Consider the following 14,587-nt stretch of genomic DNA (forward strand, 5'->3'; position numbering starts at 1 on the left):
CCGAGTGGGCCGCTCAGGTATGCTGATTTCATGAACGAAGTCAGCCCGCAGGAAACCCAGACCAGAATGAAAGACGGCGCGATGCTCATTGACGTGCGTGAGCAGAGTGAATACGAGGATGTCCATGCCCAGGGCGCGAAACTGATGCCGCTGAGCGAATTCGCGGCGAGTTACAGCGAATTGCCCAGGGACAAAGAGCTGGTGATGATCTGCCGCAGCGGGGCACGCAGCGCCCAGGCCGCCCAGCACCTGCTGGACAACGGGTACAGCCATGTCTCCAACCTCAAGGGCGGCACCCTGGCCTGGCAGGAAGCGGGCCTGCCCACCGAGGCGGGAGCATCATGAGCGAAGACGCTAATCCCGGTATCAACCCGGCCGCCGCGCCTGCCCCGGCGGGTTTGCCGGACGAGGCGCAGGTACGCGAGGCACTGAAGATCGTCAAGGACCCGGAAATCCCGGTGAATGTGGTGGACCTGGGCCTGATCTACGGCGTGGACATCACCGCCGAGGGTGTGGTCGACGTGACCATGACACTGACCTCGGTGGGTTGCCCAGTGCAGGACCTGATCCGCTCCGACGCCGAGATGGCCGTGATGCGCCTGGACGGAGTCAACCGGGTGAATGTGGAGTTTGTCTGGACGCCGCCCTGGAGTCCGGAAAAGATGACCGAAGACGGCAAGCGCCAGATGCGGATGTTCGGCTTCAACATCTGAGACACGCTTTCTGAGACGCCCCGGCCTCTGCGCCGGGGCGTTTTTGCTGCCTGGCCGCTAGAGTGGGGACATGACCAATCCCTTTCTGAGCGCCGACGGAGCCGCCCGCTACGCCGCCGGACGCCCCGACGTGCAGCCGCTGGTGCTGGCACGGGTCGAGCCGTTTCTGGCAGGCACAGCCCTGGGCGTGGACGTGGCCTGCGGCACCGGGCAATGCAGCGTGGCGCTGGCCGAACTGGTGGCCGAGGTGCGGGCATTCGACATTTCAAAGGAAATGCTGGCCCATGCCCGGCCCCACCCGCGCGTGAGCTACGCCCTCTCCCCTGCCGAGACGCTGCCTTTGCCGGACGGCTGCGCCGATGTGCTGACGGTGTTCATGGCCTTTCACTGGCTCAGGCGTGAAGAGTTTCTGGCTGAGGCGCGGCGGGCGCTGAAACCGGGCGGCCTGCTGGCGATCTGCAACAGTTGGTTTGAGGGCGAGATGACGGGGGAGCCGAAATTTGCCGACTTCTGGCAAAGCTATCTGCGACGCTACCCGAGCGCTGACCGTGACCGCCGCCCCTTCGGCCAAACTGAGGCGGAAGCTGCCGGGTTCTCTCTCCACGCCGAGCGCTTCACCCACCCTGTGACGCTGAGCCGAGAGCTATTGATCGCCTATTTTCTGACCCAGAGCAATACCATCACTGTGACCGACGCGGGGCGCGAGACACCGGAACAGGTAGCGACTTGGCTTCACGAACAACTCGCCCCCCTGCTGCCGGACGGCGAGGGAGGCGAGTTCGTGTTTGGAGCCGAGGTCAAAGTCCTGACGCCGCTGGGCTGACTTATCCCGGTACGGGTGTCCTGACCTGGGGCCGGGCCAGTGCCACGACGACCAGCAGCACCGCCAGCACGCCGCCGCTGAAAATGTACGGCGCGTGGTGGCTGACCGTCTGGTAGAGGCCAGTGCCGATCAGCGGGCCGGTCATGCGGCCCAGCGCCAGCGCCGAGGAATTGAGGCCCGCCACCTGCCCCTGCTGGTTCTCGTTAACGCTGAGTGACAGGGCGGCCGAGAGGCTGGGGCCGAGGATGGCGCTGCCGATGCCGATCAGGGCGAGTGACCCGGCCATGGTCCAGAACACGCTGGCGGCACTCAGGGCGAACATGCCCGCGCCCATCACGACCAGCCCCACCGGAATCAGCGTGGTGGAAGACACCCGCTTGCTGAGGGGCCGGATCGCGCCGCCCTGCACCGCCGCCGAGATCAGCCCGAAGAGGGCCAGCATCCCGCCGACGACCTGCGGGGTCTGGGCCACCGTCAGATGCAGATTGTCCTGCACATAAAAGCTGATGGTCTGCTCCATGCCCACCGAGGCCAGCGTGAAGAGGGTGCTGATCACCAGAAACACGATGATGGGGCCGCGGGCCAGCGCAAAGCGGCTGCCAGTGGCCGGGGCCGAGGTGCCGGGAGCGCGGGTCTCGCGCAGGGTCAGTCTCGCCAGCAGCGCCGTGACCAGGCCCAGCCCGGCACTGAAGTACACCGGCACAGTCAGGCCGAAGTTCGCCAGCACGCCGCCCAGGCCCGGCCCGAAGATGACGCCCAGTCCGAAGGCCGCGCCGATCAGGCCCATCGCGGCGGCGCGGTTGCCCCTATCCGTCAGGTCGGCCATCATCGCCTGGGCGGTGGGCAAAGTGGCGCTCGACAGAATGCCGCCGAGGAAGCGTGCCCCGACCAGCAACATGAACAGCAAGGTGCCGCTCAGGACCCCGCGCAGGCCCAGGTCAGCGACGATGGCAAACAGCCCGAAGCTCAGCGAGAAGCCGATGAGGCCCATCACCAGCACCGGCTTGCGGCCTATGCGCTCGGAGCGCGCTCCCCAGATCGGGCTGAACACGAACTGCATCAGGCTGTAGGCGGTGGAAAACCAGCCGGTCTGCGATTCGGTCAGGCCGAGTTGGCGCGAGAGCGGTCCGAAAATCGGAAACAGCACCGACAGGCCCAGCATCGCCACGAAGATGGTCAGGAACAGAATCAGTTTGGCGCGTCCCACGCTGGCTTGTGGCTGCGCGGGTTGCGGCGGGCTGGTGGGGGCGGTCATAAGAGAGAGTCTACTCCGCAGCACTGACCGAACGGTAAGTCAGAAAACACTGCGCCGACACCCTCACCACGACTTCCCCAGCACGGCACAGCTGGCCCCCTCACGATCTGGCCCCGGCCCGCCCCAGATAGTCCGGCTCCGTGAAGACGCCGCCCTGGAAGCGCGCCGCGTGGCTGCCGGGTGCAGGGACGATGTGCCCGATCTCGGCAGCGTACTCCTCGGCATTGTCCTCAGGCGCGTAGCCCAGCGCGTCCCAGCCGTCCGGATTCATCCAGCGCCGGGTATTGCCGCTGATGCCCGCCACCGTCAAATAGGTCACGCCCGGCGCGTCGACGGCCCGCCGGAAGAGCTGCGCGGCGTCGCGCGGCGAGAGCCAGGTGGCCAGGTTGCGGGCCTCGCGGGGGCGCTCCAGAAACGAGCAGATGCGGACCGAGACGAATTCCAGACCGTAGCGGTCCACGTACATCCGGCCCAGCGCCTCGCCGAAGACCTTGCTGACGCCGTAGAAAGTGTCGGGGCGCACCGGCCCATTCATGCCGGTGGGTTCGTGGGGCGCGTAGCCGACGGCGTGAATGCTGGAGGCGAAGGCCACCCGGCGCACCCCGCAGAGCTGCGCCGCTGCCAGCAGATTGGCGGTGCCGTCCATATTCGCGGCGCGAATCACCGGATAAGTGTCCTCGTCGGGAATGCCGCCCAGATGAATCACGGCGTCCATGCCCTGCGTGACCTCGCGCACCGCTGCCGGGTCGGTCAGGTCGGCGGGGCACAGTTCCTCACCCGGCCCGGCAGGTGGCAGCCCGGCCAGTGCGGCAGGCAGATCGCTCAGGCGCAGCAGCCCGTAGTGGCCGCGCAGATGCTGGCGCAGGGCCGTACCGATGTGGCCCGCCGCGCCGGTCAGCAGCACCCGCTGGGGGCGGGAAACGGACGTGGGAGAAGAGTCTGTCATGGCCCCAGCCTAGACCTTCGGCGGCGGACGTTCGTCCATATCCTTCTGCGCTGTTTTACCCTGCCAGTCGATCCGGGCGAGCGAGAGATGGACTGCGGAAGGCTCGACTCCGGGCTGCCTGAGGCCTATGAAGCAATCCGGTGAATTTATTCATGTCAGCCACCTGCCCCTCTCCCCTTCCTGGCGGAGAGGCCTGATTGACTACGGAGGCTTACGAAACTTCTCGATTTTCTGAACACCCAATTCAGCACCCCGGGGGGCCAGCGCCTCGGCGCTCAGGCGGTCCTTCCTCCCGAGGGCGGCGCGGCAGACCCTGAGCCCCCTCTGGCCGCTGCAACCCGACGCGCTGGCCCTGTCGGCACCCTGCTTGAGCGCCCCAGCAGCCTGGACGACCTCGAACGCCTGGAGCACTCAGCAGCCACACAAGCGCCACAAGCGCCTGCACCGGGCCTGACGAGCCTGGGACAGTAGCTTTGCCGCTGCTGCTGGAACACGCCCGCAGCGACCCGCCGGGGGCCTCGGGCATGAGCACCTGGCTGCCCGCCGCCCTCACGTATCAGCACCACCGCGCTCAACGTGAAATGAACCGCCGACCATAGCAGCGGGGCACTGAAAGTCGATTTCAGCGCCCCGCTCTTTTCATTACCCGGTGGCTCAGGGCAGTTTGACTTCGAACACCAGCGGCCAGCGCTTGCCGGTCAGCAGCAGCGTACCCCTGGCCGCGTTGAAGGCGATCCCGTTGGGCACGTCGTCGAAGCCCAGTTCCTGACCGGCTTTGGCAGCGGCGGCCTGCGCCTCGCGGGCCAGGTTCGTCACGTCAATCCAGGCGGTGACCTTGCCTGACTGCGGGTCGATGCGGGCCACCTTGTTGCTCAGCCAAACGTTGGCGTACACACTGCCGCCCGCGTATTCCAGCTCATTGAGATTGGTGATCGCCGCACCCCGGTCGGATACCCGGACGCGGCGGGTCACGGCAAAGGTGTCGGGGTCGCGCCAGACCAGCGTGTCGGAGCCGTCACTCATGATCAGCGATTTGCCGTCGTTGGTGAGGCCCCAGCCCTCGCCCCGGTAGCGCAACTGTCCCAGGCTCCGCAAGTTTCGTGCGTCGTAGAGGTACGCCAGCCCGTCTTGCCAGGTGAGCTGGTAAGCCACGTCGCCCAGCACCGTCAGGCCCTCGGAGAAGACCTTACTGCTCGGCGGCGCGCGGCGCTGCATGACCTCGCCAGTCTGCGGGTTGGTGCGCCGGATGCTGCTCTCCCCCACCAGCCCGGTACTCTCGAACAGCACGCCGTCCACCAGTTCCAAGCCCTCGGTAAAGGCCGCCGGGTCGTGCGGGTATCTTCCCACCACCCTGGGAATCAGTGTCGGGACGCCGGACGCCGGAGCGGGCGCAGCTTTGGGTGAGGTGGAAGCAGCCGCAGAAGGGGTCATGGTGGGTGCAGGCGCAGCGGGAGCGGAAACCGAGGCCCTGGTGAGCGGAAGCGGCGAAGCAGACTGTCCCGGCGTGGCCGCCTGCGCAGATAACGACAGCAGCAGACAAAGCAGGAGGGAGCGGCGCGTCATGGTGCTCAGCATAGAGGGGTCAGGGTCAACAAACGTCCGCCTTTTGGCCCAGTCAGCCTTAACATTCAAACCCGGCTTGGTCTCTCAAGCGGCCAGCAGGTCCAGGCCCAGAAAGCGCCACAGCGTCCGGCGCGGCACCCGGATGCCCGCAGGGCTTTCCACGGCGGGCATCCGGCCCTCGCGAATCCAGCGGCGCACGGTGCGCTCGTGGGTGCCGGTAAACTCGGCGACTTCGCTGACTTTCAGGAGCTTGGGCAGGGTCTGGAACTGTTCGCTTAGGGTCACATGATCCTCCAGGCGGGGCGGGCAGAGATTTACCACAGGCGGCGGGCGCGAGGCAACAGCGTGGGGGCAGCCGGAGACAACGAAAAAAGGCCGCCACAAGGCAGCCTCCACTGGATCAGATGTTGATTGGGTTGAGCACGCAGCGCCGCGTCCGGCACAGCCTGACCGCCAGGCCCACCGAAGCGGGGCCGCCGGAAAAGCGGGCGCGGTTGAAAACAGCCGTAAGCGTTCAACTTGCCCCTCAGTATAACAGCGGATGTCAGGGGCCGTTCAGGCAGCACTGAAGCTTTATTTAGGAATTTCTCGACCGCTGTACTGATGACGCTCCATCCAACCGCCGCAGTCCAGGGGCGAGGCCGCTGCGCCGCGCTAGCATGGCGCGCATGTCGCTTCTCGCCCAGCTCTCCGGCACCCTCATCAACACCGCCACGGTGATCGTCGGCTCCGGGCTGGGCCTGCTGCTCGGCAGCCGCCTGCCTGCCCGCACCCAGCGCACGCTGCTGCAAGTCCTGAGTCTGGTGACCCTGTATATCGGGCTGGGCATGGCGAACAGCCTGGGCAGCGTCAGGGGCGGGCCGGTGCCGGGCGTCATTCTGGCACTGATCGGGCTGGCGCTGGGCGCGGTCATCGGCGAGGCGCTCAATCTGGAAGACCGGCTCTCGCACCTCGGTGACGGCCTCAAGCGCCGGATGCGCGGCGAGGGCCAGTTCACCGAAGGGTTCGTGGCCGCCTCGCTGCTGTTTTGCGTGGGGCCGCTGACCATTGTGGGCGGCCTCCAGAACGGCCTGACCGGCGACAGCAGTTCGTATGTGCTGAAAGCCACCCTCGACGGCATCTCGTCGCTGGCGCTGGCGAGCGTCTACGGCGTCGGCGTGCTGCTCAGCGCCGTGGCCGTGCTGGTCATTCAGGGCAGCATCGCGCTGGCCTCGGGCGGGCTGGCCGGGCTGCTGCTGGGCGGGGCCGACCCCGCGACCCTGGGCAGCAATCCGTATGTGCTGGTCATCACCGGGGCGGGCGGGCTGATGATCGTGGGCATCGGCTGGAACCTGATGCTCGCCGGTCTGGGCTTCGGGGAAGAGCACCGGGTGCGGGTGGGGAGCTTCTTACCGGCCCTGCTCGTCGCCCCGCTGCTGCTGTGGGCGGCGCGGCTGATCTGGGAGTGAAGCCTAACTTTCCCGGTCCCCTGCCGAATGCCATAGACGTTCTCGCCCGCCGCGCCCACCCCAGACCTTAAGCTGAAGACATGACTGCCCGTGACGACCTGCCTGCCCAACAACAGTACGACGCCCTGAAAGCCAGACACCTCAAGCTCAACATGCAGCGCGGTCAACCCAGCGACGCCGACTTCGACCTCAGTAACGGCCTCCTCGACGTGCTGCGGCGGGGCGACTATATGGCCGGGAACCTCGATACCCGCAACTATCCCGGCGGCGTCCACGGGCTGCCCGAGGCCCGCGAACTGTTCGGCCAGTATCTCGACGTGCCCGCCGCGCAGGTGATCGTCTGGAACAACGCCAGCCTGGAACTCCAGGGCTTCGTGCTGACGGCGGCGCTGCTGCACGGCCTACGCGGCAGCCCCCAGCCCTGGGTGCGCCTGAGCGGCAAGCCCAAGATGATCGTGACGGTGCCGGGCTATGACCGCCACTTCTTATTGCTCGAAACGCTGGGCTATGACCTGGTGACTGTGGAAATGCAGGACGACGGCCCCGACCTCGATGCCGTCGAGCGACTGGCCCAGGACGAACTGGTCAAGGGCATCTTATTTGTGCCGACCTACAGCAACCCCAGCGGCGAGACTATCAGTGAGGACAAGGCGCGGCGGCTCTCGCAGCTCAAGGCGGCGGCCCCCGACTTCACCATTTTTGCCGACGATGCTTACCGGGTGCATCACCTGTTCGAGCAAAACCGCGACGTGCCAGTGAATCTGATCAAGCTGTGCGCCGAGGCAGGCCACCCCGACCGGGCCATCGTCTTCGCCTCCACCAGCAAGATCACCTTCGGCGGCGCGGGCCTGGGCTTTTTTGCCAGCAGTGAGGCCAACGTGGCCTACCTCGCCAAGTTGCTGGGCGTCCAGAGCATCGGCCCCAACAAGATCGAGCAACTGAGACACGTCCGGTTTCTCTCGCAGTATCCCGGCGGCCTGGGCGGGCTGATGAAAGACCACGCCAAGCTGCTGGCCCCCAAATTCCAGGCCGTCTACGACGCACTGGCGGCCGGACTCGGCGCAGCGGGCGAGTACGCCACCTGGAAGACGCCCAAAGGCGGCTACTTCGTCAGCGTGGACACCGTGCTGCCCGTCGCGGACCGGGTAATCGCGCTGGCTGAGGCTGCCGGGGTGAGCCTGACCCCTGCCGGGGCCACCTATCCGGGCGGCGTCGATCCGCACAACACCAACATTCGCCTCTCGCCCAGCCGACCACCCGTCGAGGAAGTGCGAGAGGCGATGCAGGCGGTGGCGGTGTGCATCAAGCTGGCGAGCGAGGAGTACCGCACCGCACACGGCTGAGCCGCTGGAGTCTGCCCGCCAGTCTTTCACTTACAATGACGCCCATGATCGACGCCGCCGAAATGAACCATCTGACCGAGCTGGCCCGGCTGGACCTGGCCGAGGGCGAGGCCGAGCAACTGCGCGGCGAACTTAACGCCATCTTGGGCTACTTCGAACAACTTCAGGCCGTGGACACAACTGGCGTGGAGGAAATGCAGCGCCCGGTGGCCCTGGTCAACGTGATGCGCGACGACGTGCCGGGCGAGATGCTGGCGCATGCTGCGCTAGAACAACTGGCCCCGGAGATGCAGGGCGGCTTCGTGAAAGTGCCGCGCACGGTAGAGACGGAGTGAACGGGGTGTGGAGAGGTGCTGGGCTTATTCAGCGCCAAATCAGCCGCCGAGCAGAACTCCCGAACCCTGGAAGGAACACACATGCTTGATCTCAAATTTATTCGGGACAATCCCGGCCTGGTCAAAGACGCCATCCGGGTCAAACACATCAACCTCGATCTGGACGAGCTGCTGAAGATTGACCGCGAACTCCTGGACGTGCGCCAGCGGGTAGAAACGGTGCAGGCCGAGCGCAACGCCAATGCCAGGGCCGTGCCGAAGGTCTCGAAAGAGGAAAAGCCTGAGCTGATCGAAAAGGGCAAGGCACTGGGCGAGGAGATCAAGGCGCTGGAACCGGCGCTACGCGCCCACGAGGACGCCCTGCGGCAACTGATGCTGCGCGTGCCGAATCTCCCGCTGCCCGGCGTGCCGGAAGGCGTGGACGACAGCGGCAACGTGGAACTGCGCCGGGAAGGGGAACTGCCGAGCTTCAGCTTCACGCCGCTCGACCACGTCGCTCTGCTCGACCGGCATGGCTGGGCCGATGCGGAGCGGGTGGCCCGCGTGTCGGGCAGCCGCAGTTACCTGCTGAAAGGTGAGGCGGCACTTTTGGAGCAGGCCATTCTGACGTTCGCCCTGACTTACCTGGCAGACCGGGGCTTCACGCCGCTCTCGACCACCGCGCTGGTGCGGCCCGAGACGCTGGTGGCGACGGGGCATTTTCCCGGCGGCGAGGATCAGGTCTACAAGATCGAGGGCGAGGATCTGATGCTGGCCGGAACTGCCGAGGTGCCGGTCAACAGCTTGTACGCGGGCGAGATTCTGGCCGAGGGCGACCTGCCGGTGACGCTGGCGGCCCTCTCCGCCGCCTTCCGCAGCGAGGCGGGGTCGGCGGGGCGCGACGTGCGCGGGCTGATTCGCGTCCACGAGTTCCGCAAGGTGGAACAGTACGTCATCTGCCGGGCCGATCAGGCGGAGGCCCTGAAGTGGTTCGGGACGCTGCTGGCCAACGCGGAGGGCATCTTGCGGGCGCTGGAACTGCCCTACCGCGTCGTCCAGAACTGCACCGGCGATATGGGCGCGGGCAAGGCACTGATGTACGATATCGAGGCCTGGGTGCCGTCCGAGCAGCTCTACCGCGAGACGCATTCGTGCAGCTACCTGGGCGACTGGCAGGCCCGCCGCACCGGCCTGCGCTACCGGGGCGAGGACGGCAAGCCGCAGTTTGCCCACACACTGAACAACACCGGCATCGCCGTGCCGCGCATTCTGGTGCCGTTTCTGGAGAACCACCAGCAGGAAGATGGACGCATCCGGATTCCGGCAGCGTTGCAGGGATTTCTGGGCGGGAAGGCGTTCATCGGGTAAGCAGCCGAACGAAGCAAAGGGCCTGACCACTCCTGTCGTCAGGCCCTTTGCTTTTTCTGCAATTCACGCACCAGATACGGCGCGGCGCGCTTACCGCTGCGGCTCCACCACCGCCTTGCCCGTCACCTTGCGCCCGGCCATGTCCTTGAGGGCCTGCGGCACGTCAGCCAGGGCGTAGCGGGCGGAGATGTGCGGTTTGACTTTGCCCTCGCCCATCCAGGTCAACAACTGGCGTAGATTGGCAAGATTTTTCTTCGGGTCGCGCCGGGCAAACTCGCCCCAGAAGACGCCCACCACCGACGCGCCCTTGAGCAGCGGCAGATTGAGCGGCAGCGCCGGGATATCGCCCTCGGCAAAGCCCACCACCAGGTATTTGCCGCCCCAGGCAATCGAGCGAAAGGCAGGTTCGGCCAGCTTGCCGCCCACCGGATCGTAAATGACGTCCGGCCCCTTGCCCCCGGTCAGCTCCTTGAGGACTGAGCGCAGGTCCTGCTCGGCGTAGTTGATGGTTTCGTCGGCCCCGTTCTGGCGGCAGAGGTCAAGCTTTTCCTGAGTAGACGCCGCCGCGATGACCCGCGCGCCCAGCGCCTTGCCGATCTGGACCGCCGCCAACCCCACACCGCCCGCCGCGCCCAGCACCAGCAGAGTCTGCCCGGCTTTCAGCTCGGCGCGGTCAATCAGCGCGTGGGCCGAGGTGCCGTAGGCGAGTGGCAGGGCCGCACCTTCGGCAAAGTCCACCCCGTCCGGCAGCGGGAAGGTGGCGCTGGCGGGGGCCTTGACCTGCTGGGCGAAGCCGCCGAGCTGCACGAAGGAGGCGACCCGCTGCCCGACCTGCAGGTGGGTCACGTCCTCCCCCACCGCCGTCACGATTCCGGCCACCTCCGCGCCGGGTATGAAGGGCAACTCGGGGCGCATCTGGTACTTGCCCTGAATCATCAGCACGTCGGGAAAGTTGAGCGGCGCGGCGTGAACTTCGATGACGACCTCGCCGGGGCCGGGTGTGGGGTCAGGAATGGTATTCAGTTCGAGGTCGTCGGGCGGGCCGAGATGGGTGCACTGGACAGCTTGCATAAGGCTCCTTCGGAGGGCTGATGGGGGAAGGCTGATCGTATTTTCAGGACCTTCTGGGCGATGTTGGAGAAACGAAAGATTGACCTCACCGCCAGCTCATCAGCTCCGGCGGCAGGTGCCCGGTTTCGTTGAAGGTATCCAAGCTGACCCGTCCGCCGCCGTAAGTCAGGCGGGTGATAGAGGCGTTCTTGACGCGCCAGTTGAGGGCCAGGGCCGTGTCGGGCGGGGCTTTGAGTACGCTCGCCACCACGCTGCCGATGACGCCGCCGGAGGTGAAGGCCAGCACGGTTGCGCCGGAGAGCCTGAGCAGGTCGCGCACCGACGCCTGCACCCGCGCCTGGAAGTCGGCCCAGGCTTCCAGTTCGGGGTGCAGAAGATCACCTTGCAAATACCGGGCCGTCAGCGGCTCCAACATAGCCTGAAGGTGCTTGTTGCGCTCGGGGCCGAACTTTTGCTGCTCGAAGGTGCGGGCGAGCCGGGCAAAATTAGCGTCCTGTTCGGCCAGCAACGGCGCGAGGTGACGCAGCAAGCCGTCTCCGTCGTACTCGGCCAGTCGGGCGTCTTCGGTAGCGTCAGGCCAGCCCGAGTCCTCGGCGGCGATCAGGGCCGTGCGGCGCTGGCGCACCAGCGGACCGTGCAGAACGTGGGTAACGCCCAATCCTTCCGAGCGCAGTACTTCGCCCAGCCGGCGCGCCTGCGCCTGGCCCAGTTCGCTCAGGCGGTCGGTGTCGGCCTCAAACGGGGTGGCCTGCCCGTGACGGATCAGCAGCAGTTGGCTCAATGGGCCTCCAGGTAAAAGTGACTAGAACTTGAGAACGTCCGCACTCTAACCTGTCCGACAGGTGTGCTTCAAGCCGCAGGCGGTTTCAGTCTCAGCGAGCGGGCCGCTAGACTCGCGTGATGAATCCTGCTCTCCTCGGCCTCCTCTCGGCGCTCAACTACGGGGTGGGCGATTTTCTGGCCGGGCTGGCCAGCCGCTTTGACCCGCCGCTGCGGGTGGTGGCGCTCTCGCACCCGCTGGCTGCCGCCGTCCTGGCCCTGATGGCGCTGGTGCTGGGCCAGCCGCTGCCGCCCGCCGCCGACTTGTGGTGGGGCGCGTCGGCGGGTGCGGTGGGACTGGTGGCGGTGCTGGCCTTTTACAAGGCGCTGGCGGTGGGGCCGATGGGCGCGGTGTCGGTGGGCGCAGGCGCACTCTCGGCGGCGGTGCCGGTGGCGGTGGGCGTGCTGGGCGGCGAGACACTGGGAGCGCTCGGCTGGGTGGGCGCGGCGCTGGTACTCATCGGCACGGCGCTGCTGAGTTTCGCGCCGGGCAAACAGGGCGAGGCGAGCAACGGCGTGGGCCTGGGCCTGCTGGCCGGGCTGGGCTTCGGCTTCTTTTTCGTGATGCTGGGGCAGGCCAGTGAGCCGTCGGGCACTCTCTGGACGCTCACGGCCGCGCGCACCGCCAGTTCCTTGATCGCGCTGCCGCTGACCGCCTTCACGGTGGGCCTAAGGCCGCGCAAGCCCGCACTGATCCTGGGATCCGCGCCCGGCGATTTGCTGGGCAACCTGTTTTATCTGCTCTCGGTGCAGGGCGGCGGCCTCGCCATCGGCGCGCTGCTGACCAGCATGTATCCGGCCTTCACCACCCTGCTGGCCGTGGGTGTGCTGCGCGAGCGGCTGCGGCGAACCCAGTGGGGCGGCGTGGTGCTGGCGCTGGCGGGCGCGGCCCTGCTGACAGGAAAGTAGTTGGCGGCGGCAAGTTGATGGCTCCGCTTGTCGTCCGCTCTCTTCATCCTCATTTGAGAGTCTGACTTTCAGGCCTGTGTCCGCCGCACCCGCTTCTCGGCTTCTATGGCCCGCTGCAACTCGGAAATCTGGACCAGTAGCGCCCGCTGCTCGGTGGCAGAAGCGCCCGTCATCTGCTGGGCCAGCAGGTCCTTTTCAACCTTGAGCGACTCGATACTCAGGCCCGATTGGATGTCGTCCACGGCGGCGGCGGCGTAGGCTCCCACCTTCTGCTCGAACTGCTCGGTGGCCGCCCGGCTGTGCGCGCGGGGGTCGCGGCCCTCGAACAGCAGACGGATCAGCAGTTGCTCCTCGGGCTGGCCCCGGAAGACTTCCAGAATCTCCTCGCTGCTTTTCGCTCCGCGCGCGGCCAGCATCACCTTGCGGACCGTCTCGTTGTGCCAGGGCGTCTGCCCGTCGAGTTTGGACAGCAGCGAGGGGGCCAGCAGAATCTGGCGCAGCAGGGCCAGCTCGTGGTCGCCCTGCGGGGTGCTGGACATGCCCGCCAGGTGGGTGTCGGTCAACGTTTTGCGCTTGGCCTTGTTGGCGATCCAGTCGCTGAGGGCTTCGGGCTTGAGGCCCAGTGGGTCACAGGCCAGCCGCCGCATTTCCCTGGCGCTCTCGTCGAAGGGATCGAGGTTCTGCATACGCGGCAGCAGTTCCATCAAGATGCGGCGCTTGCTTTCTGAGGTCGCCACGCCGTACTTCTGCACGGCGGCCTCCACCCGGTAATGCACCTCGTCCAGCCCACTCGCCAGCGCCTGCCGGATAGCGTGCAGCTCTCCGGCCATCACCGCGTCGGCGGGGTCCTTACCGCTCGGCACACGGGTGGCGCGCACCCTCAGCTTGCTGCCCACCACCTGATCGAGTCCCGATAAGGTGGCTTTCAGGCCCGCCTCGTCGCGGTCGAACATCAGGGCCAGTTTCTGAATGTCGAGCCTCGCCAGCAACGTCGCGTGGTCGGCGGTCAGCGCCGTACCGAGGGTCGCCGCCGCCGTCTCGAAGCCCGCCTGGTGCAGCGCGATCACGTCCATATAACCTTCCACCACGATCAGCTCACCGCCGCCGTCTGGGCTGGCCTGCTGGGCGGCGCTGCGGGCAAAGTTCAGGCCGTAGAGCAACTCTCCCTTCTTGAACGCCTCGGTTTCGGGGGTATTGAGGTATTTGGGCTTCTCGTCGTTCAGCACCCGGCCCCCAAAGCCCACCAGCCGCCCGAGGTGGTCGCGAATCGGGAACATCACCCGCCCCCGGAAGCGGTCGTAGACCCGCCCGGTCTGGGTGTTCTCGGAGAGCAGACCCGCTTCCAGCAGTTGCCGGTCCGTCAGGCCCCGGCTGCGGGCCAGGCTCAGCAGGCCGTCCCAACCATCGGGAGCGTAGCCGAGTTCAAACCTGGCAATCGTCTCCTCGGTCAGGCCGCGTGTATGAAAATAGTCCAGACCCGGCCCCGGCAGGTGGCTGCGGAAGTACTCCAGCGCGAAGGCGTTCACGTCGTAGATGTCGCGGCTGCTGCGCTCGCCGTAGCGCGTCTCGACGGTGACGCCCGCCTGCTCGGCCAGCTTGCGCAGGGCGTCGCCGAAGCTCAGGTTCTCAGTGCGCTGCACGAACGAGAACAGGTCGCCGCCCGCCTTGCAGCCAAAGCAGTAATAGTAGCCCTGCTCGGTGTCCACCTGAAAGCTGGGGGTCTTCTCGTTGTGAAAGGGACACAGGCCCTTCATGCGGCCCTTACCCGCCGGGGTGAGGCTCACATACTGGCCCACCACGTCGGCGATATTCAGCCGCTCGCGCACTTCCTCCTTGGTTCCGATGTGTCCTCACCCCCTCCTGGCAACCCAGGCTGCCGAAAACAGCGCAGCGCCAGACGAAGTGTCCAGCGCCGTCAATGTTGCTCTTCGGCAGGCCGCGAACGGCCCCGTGCTCCATCACTGGTCGGGGCGGTCAGGCCTTCAGTTTACTCTTCTGCCGCCCCATTCGTAAAG

General features: G+C 66.6%; 16 protein-coding genes. 9 read left to right on the forward strand and 7 right to left on the reverse strand.

Annotated features, from left to right (window positions below):
* The first annotated feature begins 30 nt into the window (after positions 1–30).
* From N0D28_RS13500 to N0D28_RS13510, 3 genes are all read left to right on the forward strand, one after another.
* The gene (locus tag N0D28_RS13500) at positions 31–345 is read left to right on the forward strand and encodes a rhodanese-like domain-containing protein (protein ID WP_260560012.1); all 315 of its coding nucleotides are present in this window, start codon (positions 31–33) and stop codon (positions 343–345) included.
* Positions 342–713: a metal-sulfur cluster assembly factor gene (locus N0D28_RS13505; RefSeq protein WP_260560013.1), complete on the forward strand. Its 372-nt coding sequence runs from the start codon at positions 342–344 to the stop codon at positions 711–713. The genes N0D28_RS13500 and N0D28_RS13505 overlap by 4 nt, the downstream gene beginning before the upstream one ends.
* A gap of 70 nt (positions 714–783) precedes the next feature.
* Positions 784–1,536, forward strand: a complete 753-nt coding sequence (locus N0D28_RS13510) for a class I SAM-dependent methyltransferase (protein WP_260560014.1) — start codon at positions 784–786, stop codon at positions 1,534–1,536.
* A gap of 1 nt (position 1,537) precedes the next feature.
* Here the strand turns inward: N0D28_RS13510 and N0D28_RS13515 are convergent, their stop codons facing one another.
* On the reverse strand, positions 1,538–2,791 hold the full coding sequence (locus tag N0D28_RS13515; RefSeq protein ID WP_260560015.1) for an MFS transporter: 1,254 nt from the start codon (positions 2,789–2,791) through the stop codon (positions 1,538–1,540).
* A gap of 100 nt (positions 2,792–2,891) precedes the next feature.
* Positions 2,892–3,737 (reverse strand): NAD-dependent epimerase/dehydratase family protein, encoded by an 846-nt coding sequence (locus tag N0D28_RS13520; protein WP_260560016.1) that lies wholly within the window; start codon positions 3,735–3,737, stop codon positions 2,892–2,894.
* A 473-nt stretch (positions 3,738–4,210) separates the two neighbouring features.
* Here N0D28_RS13520 and N0D28_RS13525 point away from each other — a divergent pair, with 473 nt between their 5' ends.
* Positions 4,211–4,336, forward strand: coding sequence for a hypothetical protein (locus tag N0D28_RS13525; RefSeq protein WP_260560017.1), 126 nt, complete (start codon positions 4,211–4,213; stop codon positions 4,334–4,336).
* Between the two features lie 55 nt (positions 4,337–4,391).
* Here N0D28_RS13525 and N0D28_RS13530 read toward each other — a convergent pair whose 3' ends face one another.
* Complete coding sequence (locus tag N0D28_RS13530; protein ID WP_260560018.1) at positions 4,392–5,168, reverse strand: glutaminyl-peptide cyclotransferase; 777 nt, start codon at positions 5,166–5,168, stop codon at positions 4,392–4,394.
* Between the two features lie 216 nt (positions 5,169–5,384).
* Complete coding sequence (locus N0D28_RS13535; RefSeq protein ID WP_260560019.1) at positions 5,385–5,585, reverse strand: helix-turn-helix domain-containing protein; 201 nt, start codon at positions 5,583–5,585, stop codon at positions 5,385–5,387.
* Positions 5,586–5,968: 383 nt separating this feature from the next.
* On the opposite strand from N0D28_RS13535, the gene N0D28_RS13540 reads away from it, so the two are divergent.
* From N0D28_RS13540 to serS, 4 genes are all read left to right on the forward strand, one after another.
* Positions 5,969–6,748 carry a DUF554 domain-containing protein gene (locus tag N0D28_RS13540; RefSeq protein ID WP_260560020.1) on the forward strand — a complete coding sequence of 260 codons (780 nt, stop codon included), beginning with the start codon at positions 5,969–5,971 and terminating at the stop codon, positions 6,746–6,748.
* An 80-nt stretch (positions 6,749–6,828) separates the two neighbouring features.
* Positions 6,829–8,091: an aspartate aminotransferase type Ic gene (locus tag N0D28_RS13545; protein WP_260560021.1), complete on the forward strand. Its 1,263-nt coding sequence runs from the start codon at positions 6,829–6,831 to the stop codon at positions 8,089–8,091.
* Positions 8,092–8,135: 44 nt separating this feature from the next.
* On the forward strand, positions 8,136–8,426 hold the full coding sequence (gatC, locus tag N0D28_RS13550; RefSeq protein WP_260560022.1) for an Asp-tRNA(Asn)/Glu-tRNA(Gln) amidotransferase subunit GatC: 291 nt from the start codon (positions 8,136–8,138) through the stop codon (positions 8,424–8,426).
* 81 nt (positions 8,427–8,507) lie between these two features.
* Positions 8,508–9,773, forward strand: coding sequence for a serine--tRNA ligase (gene serS, locus N0D28_RS13555; RefSeq protein WP_260560023.1), 1,266 nt, complete (start codon positions 8,508–8,510; stop codon positions 9,771–9,773).
* 90 nt (positions 9,774–9,863) lie between these two features.
* On the opposite strand, the gene N0D28_RS13560 is transcribed toward serS, so the two are convergent.
* The gene (locus N0D28_RS13560; protein WP_260560024.1) at positions 9,864–10,844 is read right to left on the reverse strand and encodes an NADPH:quinone oxidoreductase family protein; all 981 of its coding nucleotides are present in this window, start codon (positions 10,842–10,844) and stop codon (positions 9,864–9,866) included.
* Positions 10,845–10,929: 85 nt separating this feature from the next.
* Positions 10,930–11,625, reverse strand: a complete 696-nt coding sequence (locus tag N0D28_RS13565; protein WP_260560025.1) for a histidine phosphatase family protein — start codon at positions 11,623–11,625, stop codon at positions 10,930–10,932.
* A gap of 119 nt (positions 11,626–11,744) precedes the next feature.
* Between N0D28_RS13565 and N0D28_RS13570 the strand changes: the two genes are divergently transcribed.
* The gene (locus tag N0D28_RS13570; RefSeq protein ID WP_260560026.1) at positions 11,745–12,572 is read left to right on the forward strand and encodes an EamA family transporter; all 828 of its coding nucleotides are present in this window, start codon (positions 11,745–11,747) and stop codon (positions 12,570–12,572) included.
* A gap of 68 nt (positions 12,573–12,640) precedes the next feature.
* On the opposite strand, the gene dnaG is transcribed toward N0D28_RS13570, so the two are convergent.
* A complete protein-coding gene (gene dnaG, locus N0D28_RS13575) occupies positions 12,641–14,398 on the reverse strand; it encodes a DNA primase (protein ID WP_260560027.1) in 1,758 nt (585 codons plus the stop codon).
* Positions 14,399–14,587: the final 189 nt, after the last annotated feature.

The sequence above is a fragment of the Deinococcus rubellus genome, assembly GCF_025244745.1.
Classification (GTDB): Bacteria; Deinococcota; Deinococci; order Deinococcales; family Deinococcaceae; genus Deinococcus; species Deinococcus rubellus.

Bases quoted from the DNA above. Each gene is read 5' to 3' on its own strand.
- N0D28_RS13545 (WP_260560021.1), top strand. From the start codon at position 6,829: ATGACTGCCCGTGACGACCTGCCTGCCCAACAACAGTACGACGCCCTG.
- N0D28_RS13540 (WP_260560020.1), top strand. From the start codon at position 5,969: ATGTCGCTTCTCGCCCAGCTCTCCGGCACCCTCATCAACACCGCCACG.
- N0D28_RS13560 (WP_260560024.1), bottom strand. From the start codon at position 10,844: ATGCAAGCTGTCCAGTGCACCCATCTCGGCCCGCCCGACGACCTCGAA.
- N0D28_RS13500 (WP_260560012.1), top strand. From the start codon at position 31: ATGAACGAAGTCAGCCCGCAGGAAACCCAGACCAGAATGAAAGACGGC.
- N0D28_RS13510 (WP_260560014.1), top strand. From the start codon at position 784: ATGACCAATCCCTTTCTGAGCGCCGACGGAGCCGCCCGCTACGCCGCC.
- gatC (WP_260560022.1), top strand. From the start codon at position 8,136: ATGATCGACGCCGCCGAAATGAACCATCTGACCGAGCTGGCCCGGCTG.
- N0D28_RS13570 (WP_260560026.1), top strand. From the start codon at position 11,745: ATGAATCCTGCTCTCCTCGGCCTCCTCTCGGCGCTCAACTACGGGGTG.
- N0D28_RS13530 (WP_260560018.1), bottom strand. From the start codon at position 5,168: ATGACCCCTTCTGCGGCTGCTTCCACCTCACCCAAAGCTGCGCCCGCT.
- N0D28_RS13520 (WP_260560016.1), bottom strand. From the start codon at position 3,737: ATGACAGACTCTTCTCCCACGTCCGTTTCCCGCCCCCAGCGGGTGCTG.
- serS (WP_260560023.1), top strand. From the start codon at position 8,508: ATGCTTGATCTCAAATTTATTCGGGACAATCCCGGCCTGGTCAAAGAC.
- N0D28_RS13515 (WP_260560015.1), bottom strand. From the start codon at position 2,791: ATGACCGCCCCCACCAGCCCGCCGCAACCCGCGCAGCCACAAGCCAGC.
- N0D28_RS13505 (WP_260560013.1), top strand. From the start codon at position 342: ATGAGCGAAGACGCTAATCCCGGTATCAACCCGGCCGCCGCGCCTGCC.